Genomic DNA, 13,699 nt, shown 5'->3' on the forward strand with positions numbered 1-13,699 from the left:
TTCTTATAGGAATTTTTTCGTTATTTCATCATAACGAATTGGATGATGCGTTGCGTCTTGTTTTAGCAGTTGTGTCCGCAAAGGTTCTTGCATTATGGAGAAATATACAGCATTTGATTTTCGTTCTATGTCTAAAGTTGGATGTTCGAATGTTTTTGTATGAGTAAGGATTGGGAGTTCTATTTTTTTCTTATTTCTAGAAAGATAAGTTTGTCCTTTTTGTGACATTCCGAGAAGACGGATATACGGCGCATGTTGCTCTACATTTGCTTTGTGTATTTCTTCCTTCGTTGTATTTGTTAAAATATGTGTACAAGCTCTTTGCAATCTAGTCCATGTATAACGTTTTGTTTTTAATGCTTCCATGAATGAATAGAAAGATGAACTGTTTTGTATTTTTGATAAAATACGATGCTCTAAACCTTCTTCCATTTCATATATATGTTGTAAGTCCTCTGAAGACATCGTCATAAGTTTGTATTTAAAAAATGAAAAGTATTTTTCCCAGTTATGTAACGTCCCGTAGTTTTGCTTGTAGTTTTCTAAAAGAGAAGCAGTCATTTTCGGGATAAAAGGCTCAATAGTTGTAGAGGAACTGTTTTCATTAAATAGCTGTTTGCGAATACTTGTTGCACTTGCAATATGTTGATCGTGAAATGTTTCATCATGATAATGAGAGGCGAATCTTTTTATAGTTTGTGCTTGCATCGAACTGTTTTGTAAGAGAATTGCTTTAATGTACTGTAAGCCTAAAATGTTATTTGGTTGTGACATATCTACGTTTTTTTCGGGTGGTAAGATGTGTAGAAAGGCTTCAGATGTAGCTTTCGCATAACTATTACCTGCATTCATAAATTGCTTCACAAGACGATTAAAAGTCTCTTCTTCATTTTTTTGTATAGCGATGGTATTGTAGAAATTTTCAGCTTGTCCATCTTCACTACCGAAACAAATTTCAGAAACACCAAGGGCGTTTAAAATCGAAATTGCGCCATTTGCGAAAGTTTCGGCCTTTTGTGTTGCGAATGCATATGGAAGCTCTACAACGAGGTCTACGCCGTTTGTTAAGGCCATTTTGGTACGATACCATTTGGAGATGAGTGCGGGCTCACCACGCTGCAAAAAAGGACCACTCATAACGGCGATAATAATATCAGACTGTGTTAACTTTTTTGTTTGTTGCACATGATAAGCATGACCGTTATGAAAAGGGTTATATTCAACAACAATACCACTGGATTTTATGGTAATCTCTCCTTTCGATGTAGCATCTTTTTGGAAAACGTGATAGTCTATATATTATTTCCTATGATGACTTCATTATAGTGTAAAGAAAAAACATTGACAAATATAAAATGGCTAGCTATAATTTTGTTTGTTGCCTTGAGGTGATATGATATGAAATGGTCCATCCATCAATTGAATAAATTGAGAAATAAAGGATTGACATTAAATGAAATGGTAGATGTAAGTGAGCTAAAAGAGGTCGAGAAAGATATTCGTGAAATTAATCCTGCTCATGTAACAGGAAGAGTTGATTTTGGCTCCGGTAAGTTTACGTTTCATCTACATATAACTGGAAGCATGGTTTTACCATGTTCTCGCTCTTTAGTAGATGTGACATTACCATTTGACATTAAAACAACTGAGGTGTTCCAAACTTCGGAAGAAGAATTTGAAACAGAAGCTGAAATTCATTGTTTAGAAGGAGAAGTACTTGACTTACTGCCCGTAATCAAGGAAAATATACTTTTGGAGATTCCAATGCAAATTTTCAGTGATGATGTTTCTGGTGGAGCACCGATGCAAGGTCAAGACTGGCAAGTGATTTCGGAAGAAAACAAAGAAAAGACTGTTGATCCACGATTAGCAGGACTTGCAAAGTTTTTTGACAAATAATCGGAAGACTGGTTTAGGCCTTCATATGAAAATAACTATTTCTTTTAAGGAGGTGGGAAGAATGGCTGTACCTTTTAGAAGAACTTCTAAAACAGTAAAAAGAAAGCGTCGTACGCATTTCAAATTATCAGTACCTGGTATGGTAGAGTGCCCAAGCTGTGGTGAAGCGAAATTAGCTCACCGTGTATGTAAAGCATGCGGTACTTACAAAGGTAAAGAAGTAATCAGCAAGTAATTGCGGGAAAATAAACGTAGAAGATATCTTCTACGTTTATTTTTTTTTGTCTTATTCTTTATTTGTTGTATTCTATCTTTTCTAGTAACTGCATATGCTTAATAAAAAATGCATAGGGAGGACTAGAGAGATGGCGACAACAAGACAAGATGCTTGGACTGATGATGAAGATTTGCTTCTGGCAGAAGTAGTACTCCGGCATATTCAAGAAGGTGGAACGCAACTTTCTGCCTTTAAAGAAGTGGGGAGACATTTGTCTCGCACACCAGCAGCATGTGGATTTAGATGGAATTCTTATGTTAGAAAGCAATACAAAGAACGTATTGAAGAAGCAAAGCAACTTCGTAAAGTAGAAAATTATGAAGTGAAAGAGACAAAGGTAGTAGAGCCTACATCAATTACATTGAATGATGTTATTGAATTTTTGCGAAATTATAAAGATGAAAGCTCTTTAATGGTGTTGCAACAACAAATTGAATCGTTGCAAACAGAGAAAGAACATCTTCTGGAGCGATTATCAGTATATGAGGAAGAATATAGAACATTACTTGATTATATCGATCAAAAAAGAAGTGTAATGGTAGCAGAAAGAAATGGCGCTCGCTCGAATGGAGAATTAGAAAAATTAAAGAAATAAAAACAGCTGCGTAACAGCTGTTTTTTTTGTTTCTTATGCAGATTCTTCGTTTGTAATCGCATTCGAATTTGTTTCTGGATGCCAAATATAAAAATCACCATCAGTTACTGATACTGGCTGGAAACTTAATTTATCCCAAAAACCAGATGACTGGATACGTGCTATCGTTTTAATTGGGAATTGTAGTTGTTTCGCATAATTAACAAGCATTTGTCCGAATCCTTGTTTTTGAAAAGTCGGCAATACTTCAAGTTTATAAAGTTCTAGGTAAGTACCTGTAATTTCAAATGGTTCTCCACCGTTCCTTTTCATATATAGACTCATACGTGCGATTAGCGATCCACCATAATAAATACCGTAAAATGGAGACTCACTATCATTTTCAATAATGTTTGCTTGTAATTCTTCCAACATGGATAGTTCTTGAGCTCCGCACCCTTTAAATTTTTTAAATTCATCTAATGTTTTATAATTGATGAGCAAGCGTTCAACTTTTGGGAATCCCATTACATCACGTCCTTTTCTTATCTTGTTGAATGCAGAAAAGTTAAAATATTTATAATAATATTATAACTCATTTTTAAATTTTTATGAAGAAGATAGAATATTTCTTTCATTATTTTTTTGAGGATTTGCTAAACTAAGAATAGAACTATGTATATAGGTAGTATATACGTAGTGAAAGAAGAGGTTGCATTTGTTAAAAGGTAATTGAATCCTCAACTATGTAATTGTAATTTAATAAGATATAAAGGGGGAAAGGCAAGGGAACTTATATCACTTGTTAATATGAGTTCTTTGTGTGAAGATGAAAATTGGAATTGTTGGACCGGGAGCTATTGGTCTCCTATATACATTTTATTTACAAAAAAGTAATCAAGATGTTACGTTGTTTACAAGAAACGATAAGCAAGCAGAAGAATTAAACTTAACGGGTGTAACTTGTATTAGGAATGGAGAACGTGAAACGGTATTTCCATCTATTTTACCGATAGAAAGTATGCTGGATAAACAGTTAGATTATATATTTATTGCTGTAAAGCAATATCATGTAACTGATATATTACCTTTTGTGCAGGGAGAATCGTCATTAATCTTTTTGCAAAATGGAATGTCACATCTTCACGTTATGCAAAAAATAGGAAATGAACGTATAGCAGTCGGGATTGTGGAGCATGGTGCAAAAAAAGAGGATGGACATACAGTTCGTCATACTGGAATAGGTGTTACAAAGTTTGGTGTAGTGCGTGGTCAATCTAGTTGTTTTAAAAAGGTATTTAATTGTTTTCCTTTTGATTATTTTCCGATTCAGATAGAAGATGATTGGAAGGGGATTATGCGTAATAAATTAGTAGTCAATGTATGTATTAATCCGTTGACGGCATTATTGCGGGTTGAGAACGGGGAGTTAATTTCAAACCCACTTTTTTATCAAATGATGGAGCAAGTATTTCAGGAAGTTGCATTTCTTGTTAAAGAAGAAGATAAGGAAATGCTATGGAAAATGGTATGCCGAGTATGTGAAAAAACATCCCATAATACTTCATCTATGTTAGCGGACGTAAGAGCGAATAGACAAACGGAAGTTAATGCGATTGTTGGATATGTATTGGAAGAAGCTAAGGAACAACAACAATCTGTTCCGACACTTCAATTTTTGTTCAATGCAATAAAAGGAATGGAATTATAAGTGTTTTTCTTTGCTTTTACGTGAAACATTGAATACAATGTGGGTTGGTGAGAGAACAGGATACGAAAGGAAGAATTATATGGAGATAAAAGAAATCTCTGTTCCACTACAAGGTGTTGTAGCGGACTATATGAACGGTAAAAAAGAGATACAGTCATGTTTTGATTATCTGTTAACAGAGGATGCTTTTAAACAGCGTTTACATGATTTACGTGAGAGAGAGTTTTTCCGTCAAGATTTAGTAACGCATTTATTAGAATATAATACACAATTGCAAGCGGGAGAATTTACAATTCAAAATATAAAAGCGCTTGAAGATGAAAATACATATGTAGTTATAGCTGGACAACAAGCTGGGTTATTAACTGGTCCGCTTTATACAGTTCATAAGATCATTTCAATTTTACAGCTTGCAAAAGAAAAAGAAGAGAGCTTAGGGGTTCGGGTTGTTCCTGTCTTTTGGATTGCTGGTGAAGACCATGATATGGATGAAATTAATCATACATTTGTAACGAAAAATAAAAAAATAAAAAAGACCATTTTTCATGATCGTTATCCGAAAAAGGCGAGTGCTTCTGAGTCTGAGTTTTCTATTGAAGACTGTAGAAAATGGGTCGAAGAGATTTTTAAAACATATCCGGAAACGAATTTTACAAAGGATGTATTACAATTTGTTGATGATGCTTTAGGTAAATCGCATACATATGTAGATTTCTTTGCGCACCTTATTACGAAAATGTTCGCAAATTCTGGTTTAATTCTTGTAGATTCACATCATCCTGCATTAAGAAAATTAGAAGTGCCGTTTTTACAACAAATTATAAGTAAATATAAAGAAATTCAAGTAGGGCTTCGTAATCAACAGGAAGTACTTAAGGAATTAGGATTTAAACCGATTATTGAAACGAAGACAAATGCAGTGCATATATTTATGGAAATTGATAATGAGCGAGTATTGCTTGAAGAGAATCAAGGGAAGTTTATTGGAAAAGATGGAGTGCATTCATTTTCGTATGAAGAATTGATGGAAGAGATGGAAAGAAGTCCAGAACGTTTTAGTAATAATGTTGTAACGCGCCCTCTTATGCAAGAATATGTGTTTCCTACGTTAGCGTTTATTGGCGGTCCAGGGGAGTTAGCTTATTGGAGTGAATTGCAACAAGTGTTTCATACGGCAGGTTTCCAAATGCCACCTGTTGTTCCGCGGCTTACAATTACTTATATGGAGCGAGATATAGCGACAGATTTATATGATTTAGATTTGCAAGAAATTGATCCATTTCTAAATAATATAGATAATCTGCGTGACAATTGGCTTTCTAATCAAATAGAGGAACCGATAGACGATCGATTTATAGAAGCGAAAAAAGAAATAATGGATATTCATACATCATTACAACAATTCGTGAAAAAAATAGATCCAGGGTTAAATGAGTTTGCGGGGAAAAATGAACTGAAAATTAATGAGCAAATTGAACTGTTAGAAAAAATGTTGAAAAGAAATGTTGAGAAGAAACATGAGGTTCAACTGAATAAATTCCGCCGTTTACAATTCGCGCTTCGTCCATTAGGAGCACCGCAAGAACGTGTGTGGAATGTGTGTTATTATTTAAATCAGTTCGGCCTTGATTTTGTTGACCGGGTAATGGAACAATCTTTTTCGTGGGATGGAAAACATCATGTAATAAAACTATAGAATCTTGCTCTTTTGAGCAGGATTTTATTTTTATTCTGTTGAATTAACTGTGAAGTGAAATGTTTCTGAATTATCCATCTTATGTTAATGTAATGAATCGCTATGTATCAGGTATATATATATGACAAAATAGCACAAAATGTAAACGGATTAATATCTTTTTCGACAGGTTTTTGTTTAAATTCCCGCAAAAAATGATAAAATTTAGTATATAATAAAATAAAATAGCGATTTGTATAGCGTACTACCTTGTTGGAAGTTAAATGAGTCGTTCTTTAGTAGCATTTCATCCTCTAGTAGTAAATTGTGTTTGTAGAGTGAGAAATGTATTTAACATAATTAATTGGAAAAAGAGTAGGTGCAGCAATGTTCAAACACGTAACAGTACTTTTGAAAGAAACAGTAGATGGCTTAGATATAAAACCGAGTGGTACATATGTAGATTGTACACTGGGTGGAGGAGGACATAGTTCTTATTTATTATCTCAGCTAACAGATGGTGGAAAGTTAATAGCATTTGATCAAGATGAAATAGCGATTCAAAATGCGAAGGAAAAATTTTCTTCTTATGGTGAACAATTTGTAACAGTGAAGAGCAACTTCCGTTATTTATCTGAAAAACTACATGAATTAGGTATCACAGAAGTAGACGGGATTTTATTCGATTTAGGTGTTTCATCCCCACAATTAGATACACCAGAGCGTGGCTTTAGTTATCATCATGATGCACCGTTAGATATGCGGATGGATCAAGATGCCCCATTAACAGCATATGATGTTGTGAACAGCTGGTCATATGAACAACTCGTAAGAATTTTCTTCCAATACGGAGAAGAAAAATTTTCAAAGCAAATAACAAGGAAAATTGAAGCTTATCGCGAGAATAAGGCTATTGAAACGACAGGAGAATTAGTGGAATTAATTAAAGAAGGTATTCCAGCTCCGGCACGTAGAACAGGTGGACATCCTGCGAAGCGAGTATTTCAAGCGATTCGTATTGCTGTAAATGATGAATTAAAAGTATTTGAAGAAGCGTTGGAATCTGCAATTGATATGGTCAAGCCTGGTGGAAGAGTTAGTGTTATAACATTCCATTCTTTAGAAGATCGTATTTGTAAAACGACGTTTAAGCGAAATAGCACAACGCCGCAATTACCACAGGGACTACCGATTATTCCGGATGAATTTAAGCCGAAATTAAAGCTTATTACAAGGAAACCGATTTTACCTTCTGACATTGAATTAGAAGAAAATAATCGAGCGCGTTCTGCGAAGTTGAGAATCGCTGAAAAACGATAAAAAGGAGAGAGAGGTATGACTAATTTAGCTGTAAAGTATAAACAACAGGCGCAAGAAGAGGTACAAATTCAAGCGCCGCCACAGCAGATGGTTAAGCCAAAAGTTAAAACGAAAATTACAAGAATTGAAAAGCTATTGTACGTAACGTTTATTGGGTTTTTATTATATGCTTGTGTAGCTTTTATTGGGAATAAAGCGGGTCTATATCAAGTTAATGTAGAAGCAGCGACGATAGAAGAACAAATTGTGAAAAAACAAAAGGAAAATCAAGAATTGCAGGCTGAAGTAGAGAAGTTAAGTCGTTATGAACGTATCGCTGAAGTTGCAAAAAAACACGGGCTAGAAATTAATGCGAATAATGTGAAAGGCCTAAAGTAAGGCAAATAGGTGTGAAGAAAAGATGAAGAGAAATATGACCAAATTTCATACCAATAAGGGAGCAGGTTATTTTATGATATTTTTCCTCCTGCTCTTTTTGCTGTTATTAGCCCGATTTTTTTACATACAAGCAACAGGAACAGTGGACAATCATGATTTGAAGAAACTTGCTGAGCAGAAACATAGTAAAAAGGGAGTTCTCGAAGCGAATCGAGGAACAATTTATGATCAAAATGGTCATGTGCTAGCACAAGACGCAAATTCCTATAGAATGGTAGCGGAATTAAAAGGTGCTAAGCCTGTTGAGGATAAAGAGGATACTGCAAAGAAAATCGCTGGAGTACTCGGAACGGGCGAAGACGCGATCTTAGCCGCTTTAAATAAAGATAGAAGTCAAGTGGAATTTGGAACATTGGGTAAGGGCTTGACGAAAGAAAAGAAAGAACAAATAGAAGCATTGAAATTGCCGGGAATAACTTTTATTACCGAAAATGCGAGAGTGTATCCAAACGGTGATTTCGCATCTTACGTCATAGGTCATGCCAGACCTGATGCTAATGGAATCGCAGTAGGTCAATTTGGCTTAGAAAAGAGTTTGGATAAGTATTTAGGGGCTTCTAATGGTGAGGTAGCTTATACAGGTGACCGTAAAGGAGTATCTCTTGACGGCGGGAAAGTGAATGTAAAGGCACCTAAAAATGGAGATAATGTGTATTTAACGCTTGACCAACGTATTCAAAGTTATTTAGAAGACGCAATGAAAGAAGCGAGTAAACATTATGAACCAGAAAATTTAATAGGGATTGTTGCGGATCCGAAGACAGGGAAAATATTAGCGATGTCTAGTAAACCTAGTTATGATCCGAACCAAGAGAATAATAAATATTTTTATAATGATGCCATTGCAAATGCATTTGAACCAGGATCAACAATGAAGATTTTCACATTAGCAGCGGCCATTAATGAAGGTGTATACAAGGGACAAGACTTTTATCAGTCTGGTACATATCAAGTAGGTAATCGCAAAATAAAAGATCATAACGGCGGCGCTGGATGGGGTTCTATTACTTTTGACGAAGGGGTAGAGCGCTCTTCAAACGTAGCGTTTGCAATTTTAGGTGATCAAAAACTTGGTCCAGATCGTTTCCGGAAATATATTCATAATTTTGGATTAGATGAAAAAACAAACATTGATTTACTTGGTGAAGGGTCAAATACAATTTTATTTGATCAACAAATACAACAAGTAACAACAGCGTTTGGACAAGGTTCTACAGTTACACCAATTCAACTTGTACAAGCTGCAACAGCGATTGCAAATGATGGGAAAATGATGAAACCTTATACAATTGATAAAATTGTGGATCCAATAACAGGTAAAGTACAGCTAGAGCATAAGCCAGAAGAAGTAGGAAAACCTGTTTCCAAAGATACAGCAGCGCAAGTAAGGCAATTACTAGAACGTGTTGTTACATCACCGAAAGGAACAGGAACTGCATATAAAGTTGATGGGTACTCAGTCGGGGGGAAAACAGGTACAGCACAAATTCCTGACGGGAAAGGTGGCTATATGACGGGAAGAGAGAATTATATATTCTCATTCTTAGGTATGGCACCGATGGACGATCCGCAACTTGTTGTGTATGTGTCCGTTAAACAACCAAAATTAAAAGATGATGAAAACGGGGCTAAACCTTTAGCAGATATCTTTAAATATGTAACGAAAAATAGCTTAGAGTACTTAAAGATTAAGCCGAATGAAGTAAAAGACCCGAAAAAATATGTGAAAGAACAACAAACTGTCGTGCCAGATGTAACCGGAAAAACGATGGAAGAAGCGAAAAAAGCAATTGATAAAGCAAAACTTCGTCCAATCGTATTAGGTGAAGGTAAAGTGCAGCAGCAAGTGCCAAAAGCAACTGAACAAACATTAAAGGGTGATCGAGTCTTCTTAGTAGGAGATAAACCTACAATGCCAAATATACAGGGATGGGCACTGCGTGATGTTATGAATTTAGCAAAAACATTAAAGCTTAACTTAAAACCTTCTGGTACAGGATATGTAACTGAGCAAAGTGTAGCGGAAGGGACATTGTTGCAACCTGGTACAGAATTAGGTGTAACACTCGTACCACCACTTGAACCGCAGCAAGAAGCAGAAAAGCCATAATGGTAATAGGGAAGAAGTTCTAATTAAATAAGTACAAGCATATATTGGAACAAGCTAGGCGTAAGGGAGGCTTGTTCCAATATGCGTGTATCAAATGTAACAGTTAGAAAACGACTTATTTTTATACTTATATCGGGTATACTCATTTTTACCATTATCGATATTCGTCTTGGATATGTGCAATTTTTTCTTGGAAATATGTTAACGGATCGTGCGAAGGATTCATGGAGTCGTAATATTACTTTTGAACCAGAGCGAGGGAAAATTTTAGATCGAAATGGTGTGGAGCTTGCTACGAATAAAAGTGCACCGACCGTCTTTGTTGTGCCGAGGCAAATTGAAAAACCAGCAGAGACTGCAGAGAAGTTAGCTGCAGTATTAGGTGTGGAAAAAGATGATGTTTATAAGCGGATTACAAAAAAAGAATCGATTGTAAGGCTTGATAAAGGCGGAAGGAAAATATCGCATGACAAAGCGAAAGAAGTACGCGGATTAAGTTTAAAGGGTGTGTACATCGCAGAGGATTCTATCCGGTACTATCCATTCGGTAATTTTTTATCACACGTATTAGGATTTGCGGGCAGTGATAATCAAGGGCTTATGGGACTAGAGAAATATTATGATAAAGAGCTAAATGGTGATAAAGGTCATGTGCGATTTTTTGCAGACGCGAAAGGACAGAGAATGCCTAACGTTGGAGATGATTTCAAAAAACCAGAAGCCGGCTTGAATTTAGGATTAACAATTGATTCACGCATTACGAGGATTATGGAAAGAGAAATGAATATTGCGGAATCAACGTATAATCCTGATGGTATGATAGCAATTGCAATGAATCCGAAAAATGGTGAAATTTTAGGTATGTCAAGTCGACCAAGTTTTGATCCAGCAGATTTCCAAAGTGTTTCTCCGGAAGTATATAACAGAAACTTACCTGTATGGAGTACGTATGAGCCGGGGTCAACATTTAAGATTATTACATTAGCTGCAGCCTTGAATGAAAATTTAGTAGACTTAGAGAAAGATACATTTTATGATGATGGGGCAGCTGAAGTTGGTGGAGCTAGATTGCGGTGTTGGAAAGCTGGAGGCCATGGTAGCCAAACGTTTTTAGAGGTAGTTCAAAACTCTTGTAACCCAGGATTTATTGAACTCGGTGATCGTCTTGGTAAAGATCGATTGTTTAAATACATTCGCAATTTCGGGTTTGGACAGAAGACCGGAATTGATTTACAAGGTGAAGGTAGCGGGATTTTATTTAATTTAGATAAAGTTGGTCCAGTCGAGCAAGCGACGACTTCATTTGGGCAAGGTGTTTCTGTTACACCGATTCAACAAGTAGCAGCTGTAGCGGCCGCTGTAAATGGTGGAACTTTGTATCAGCCATATATAGCGAAGGAATTTATTGATCCGAAGAATAATCAAGTTGTCAGCAAAAAGACACCTGTTGCGAAAAGGGAAGTTATTTCCAAGGAAACTTCAGAGAAAGTTCGTTACGCATTAGAGAATGTTGTAGCGAAAGGTTCGGGTAAAGGGGCTTATATTGATGGATATCGTGTAGGTGGAAAAACTGGAACTGCTCAAAAGGTGAAAGATGGAAAATATTTAGATAATAACTATATTGTATCATTTATCGGTTTTGCTCCAGCTGACGATCCGCAAATTGTTGTTTATGTAGCAGTGGATAATCCAAAAGGAGTCACTCAATTTGGTGGAGTTGTAGCAGCACCTATTGTTGGGAATATTCTTCGTGACGCACTTCCTGTAATGGGAGTGGAACCGAGAAAAGAGCAAGTTGAGAAAGAATATAAATGGGGCGATACACCAACTGTGGAAGTTCCTAATTTAATTGGTATGAAAAAGAAAGATTTACAAACGCAACTTGTAGACTTGAAGCTTGATATAAGTGGTGATGGTGGGAAAGTAATTAAACAATCACCAGAAGCAGGAGCTAAAGTAAAAGAGGGTTCAAAAGTTAGAATTTACTTCGGGAATTAAAGGTAACTGATTGTGTTTTATGGTACAATTGGTGGAAGTGAGTTCTTTATAGAAAAATTGCTTTACTTGAGACGATAAGTGTCTCATTAATAAATAAATCTATTGATTAGACTATAGTAGCACTTACTTCCTATTTTTATATAACTAGGAGGTAACGTGTTACTTGCTAAAATAAGAGATAAATAAACAATGTAGAGAGGGTTTAGTGAAATGAAGTTGCATACACTTGTATCATGTTTGCATGATTTTCCAGTTGTTCCAACAGAAAATCCAGAAATAACATCTATTGAAGCGGATTCACGTAAAGTGAAAGAGGGAAGCTTATTTATATGTATGAAAGGATATACGGTTGATAGCCATGACTTTGCTAAGCAAGCAGCCGCACAAGGAGCGGCTGCTATTGTTGCGGAAAGACCAATTGATGTTGACGTTCCAGTTGTACTTGTGAAAAATACTTTTCGTTCGCTAGCGGTTTTAGCTGATTATTTTTATGGCCAACCAACACACAAGTTACATTTAATCGGTATTACAGGTACAAATGGAAAGACAACAACATCGCATATTATGGATGAAATTATGCGCGCACATGGTCATAAAACAGGGCTAATTGGAACGATTAATATGAAAATCGGTGATGAAACATTTGAGGTGAAAAATACAACACCAGATGCACTAACACTTCAACAGACATTTTCAAAAATGGTTGAACAAGGTGTGGATAGCACAGTAATGGAAGTTTCGTCTCATGCTTTAGATCTTGGCCGTGTACACGGGTGCGATTATGATGTTGCAGTATTTACGAATTTAACACAAGATCATTTAGACTATCATAAAACGATGGAAGAATATAAACATGCGAAAGGGTTGCTTTTCGCACAGCTTGGCAATAGTTATCATCATAATCGTGAAAAATACGCTATATTAAACAGTGATGATCCAGTAGCAGAAGAGTATATGAGAAGTACAGCAGCTACTGTTGTAACATACGGTATAGATGTTGCAAGCGACATTATGGCACGAGATATCGTAATGACGAGTGGCGGTACAACATTTACACTTGTAACACCGTATGAAACTGTAAATGTTACGATGAAATTAATTGGTAAGTTTAATGTATACAACGTGTTAGCTGCTACAGCAGCAGGTCTTGTTTCAGGAGTGAGCTTACAAACAATTATTGATGTAATTAAAGAGCTTGCTGGCGTTCCTGGACGTTTTGAAGTTGTAGATGGTGGACAAAATTACACAGTTATTGTTGACTATGCGCATACACCTGATAGCTTAGAGAACGTACTAAAAACAGCAAAACAGTTTGCAAAAGGCGATGTATATTGTATCGTTGGTTGCGGTGGTGATAGAGATAGAACGAAAAGACCAATAATGGCAAGTGTCGCAACCGAATATGCAACTCATGCAATTTATACATCAGATAATCCAAGAAGTGAAGATCCGAAGGCTATTTTAGATGATATGGTAAATGATGTGAATGGGAATAATTATGAAGTAATTGTCGATCGAAAAGAAGCGATACGTTCCGCTATCTCGAAAGTAAAAGCAGAAGATATTATTATTATTGCTGGTAAAGGGCATGAAACGTATCAAATTATTGGTAAAGAAGTTCATCATTTTGACGATCGTGAAGTTGCTAAAGAAGCAATCACGGAGCGTTTAAACAACGAAGTGTAACAGCATGAGAG

At 36.0% G+C, this 13,699-nt stretch carries 12 protein-coding genes; 10 read left to right on the forward strand and 2 right to left on the reverse strand.

The window, feature by feature from the left end:
• Positions 1-3: 3 nt before the first annotated feature.
• Positions 4-1,245, reverse strand: a complete 1,242-nt coding sequence (locus tag NSS74_RS04805) for a nucleotidyltransferase (RefSeq protein WP_198286138.1) — start codon at positions 1,243-1,245, stop codon at positions 4-6.
• A gap of 153 nt (positions 1,246-1,398) precedes the next feature.
• Between NSS74_RS04805 and NSS74_RS04810 the strand changes: the two genes are divergently transcribed.
• From NSS74_RS04810 to NSS74_RS04820, 3 genes are all read left to right on the forward strand, one after another.
• Entirely contained in the window at positions 1,399-1,899 is a 501-nt protein-coding gene (locus tag NSS74_RS04810; protein WP_002014753.1) for a YceD family protein, read from the forward strand.
• Positions 1,900-1,960: 61 nt separating this feature from the next.
• On the forward strand, positions 1,961-2,134 hold the full coding sequence (gene rpmF / locus NSS74_RS04815; RefSeq protein ID WP_001984764.1) for a 50S ribosomal protein L32: 174 nt from the start codon (positions 1,961-1,963) through the stop codon (positions 2,132-2,134).
• Between the two features lie 130 nt (positions 2,135-2,264).
• Positions 2,265-2,771, forward strand: a complete 507-nt coding sequence (locus NSS74_RS04820) for an RsfA family transcriptional regulator (RefSeq protein WP_002033739.1) — start codon at positions 2,265-2,267, stop codon at positions 2,769-2,771.
• Between the two features lie 33 nt (positions 2,772-2,804).
• Here NSS74_RS04820 and NSS74_RS04825 read toward each other — a convergent pair whose 3' ends face one another.
• Positions 2,805-3,278 (reverse strand): N-acetyltransferase, encoded by a 474-nt coding sequence (locus NSS74_RS04825; RefSeq protein ID WP_002014751.1) that lies wholly within the window; start codon positions 3,276-3,278, stop codon positions 2,805-2,807.
• A gap of 295 nt (positions 3,279-3,573) precedes the next feature.
• On the opposite strand from NSS74_RS04825, the gene panE reads away from it, so the two are divergent.
• From panE to murE, 7 genes are all read left to right on the forward strand, one after another.
• Positions 3,574-4,461 (forward strand): 2-dehydropantoate 2-reductase, encoded by an 888-nt coding sequence (gene panE, locus NSS74_RS04830; RefSeq protein ID WP_002142945.1) that lies wholly within the window; start codon positions 3,574-3,576, stop codon positions 4,459-4,461.
• Positions 4,462-4,540: 79 nt separating this feature from the next.
• Complete coding sequence (bshC, locus tag NSS74_RS04835; RefSeq protein ID WP_002142944.1) at positions 4,541-6,157, forward strand: bacillithiol biosynthesis cysteine-adding enzyme BshC; 1,617 nt, start codon at positions 4,541-4,543, stop codon at positions 6,155-6,157.
• A gap of 366 nt (positions 6,158-6,523) precedes the next feature.
• The gene (rsmH, locus tag NSS74_RS04840) at positions 6,524-7,456 is read left to right on the forward strand and encodes a 16S rRNA (cytosine(1402)-N(4))-methyltransferase RsmH (protein WP_002014746.1); all 933 of its coding nucleotides are present in this window, start codon (positions 6,524-6,526) and stop codon (positions 7,454-7,456) included.
• A gap of 15 nt (positions 7,457-7,471) precedes the next feature.
• Complete coding sequence (gene ftsL, locus NSS74_RS04845; protein ID WP_002014745.1) at positions 7,472-7,834, forward strand: cell division protein FtsL; 363 nt, start codon at positions 7,472-7,474, stop codon at positions 7,832-7,834.
• A gap of 22 nt (positions 7,835-7,856) precedes the next feature.
• Positions 7,857-10,004 carry a penicillin-binding protein gene (locus NSS74_RS04850; protein WP_085963353.1) on the forward strand — a complete coding sequence of 716 codons (2,148 nt, stop codon included), beginning with the start codon at positions 7,857-7,859 and terminating at the stop codon, positions 10,002-10,004.
• An 81-nt stretch (positions 10,005-10,085) separates the two neighbouring features.
• A complete protein-coding gene (locus tag NSS74_RS04855) occupies positions 10,086-12,002 on the forward strand; it encodes a stage V sporulation protein D (protein ID WP_002014741.1) in 1,917 nt (638 codons plus the stop codon).
• 210 nt (positions 12,003-12,212) lie between these two features.
• Entirely contained in the window at positions 12,213-13,688 is a 1,476-nt protein-coding gene (murE, locus tag NSS74_RS04860; protein WP_002014740.1) for a UDP-N-acetylmuramoyl-L-alanyl-D-glutamate--2,6-diaminopimelate ligase, read from the forward strand.
• Positions 13,689-13,699: the final 11 nt, after the last annotated feature.

The organism is Bacillus sp. FSL E2-8868, assembly GCF_038005505.1.
In the GTDB taxonomy this organism is placed as follows: Bacteria; Bacillota; Bacilli; order Bacillales; family Bacillaceae_G; genus Bacillus_A; species Bacillus_A mycoides.

Coding starts and splice junctions, on each gene's coding strand:
- ftsL (WP_002014745.1), top strand. CDS start 7,472: ATGACTAATTTAGCTGTAAAGTATAAACAACAGGCGCAAGAAGAGGTA.
- NSS74_RS04825 (WP_002014751.1), bottom strand. CDS start 3,278: ATGGGATTCCCAAAAGTTGAACGCTTGCTCATCAATTATAAAACATTA.
- rsmH (WP_002014746.1), top strand. CDS start 6,524: ATGTTCAAACACGTAACAGTACTTTTGAAAGAAACAGTAGATGGCTTA.
- NSS74_RS04810 (WP_002014753.1), top strand. CDS start 1,399: ATGAAATGGTCCATCCATCAATTGAATAAATTGAGAAATAAAGGATTG.
- NSS74_RS04850 (WP_085963353.1), top strand. CDS start 7,857: ATGAAGAGAAATATGACCAAATTTCATACCAATAAGGGAGCAGGTTAT.
- rpmF (WP_001984764.1), top strand. CDS start 1,961: ATGGCTGTACCTTTTAGAAGAACTTCTAAAACAGTAAAAAGAAAGCGT.
- NSS74_RS04855 (WP_002014741.1), top strand. CDS start 10,086: ATGCGTGTATCAAATGTAACAGTTAGAAAACGACTTATTTTTATACTT.
- bshC (WP_002142944.1), top strand. CDS start 4,541: ATGGAGATAAAAGAAATCTCTGTTCCACTACAAGGTGTTGTAGCGGAC.
- murE (WP_002014740.1), top strand. CDS start 12,213: ATGAAGTTGCATACACTTGTATCATGTTTGCATGATTTTCCAGTTGTT.
- NSS74_RS04820 (WP_002033739.1), top strand. CDS start 2,265: ATGGCGACAACAAGACAAGATGCTTGGACTGATGATGAAGATTTGCTT.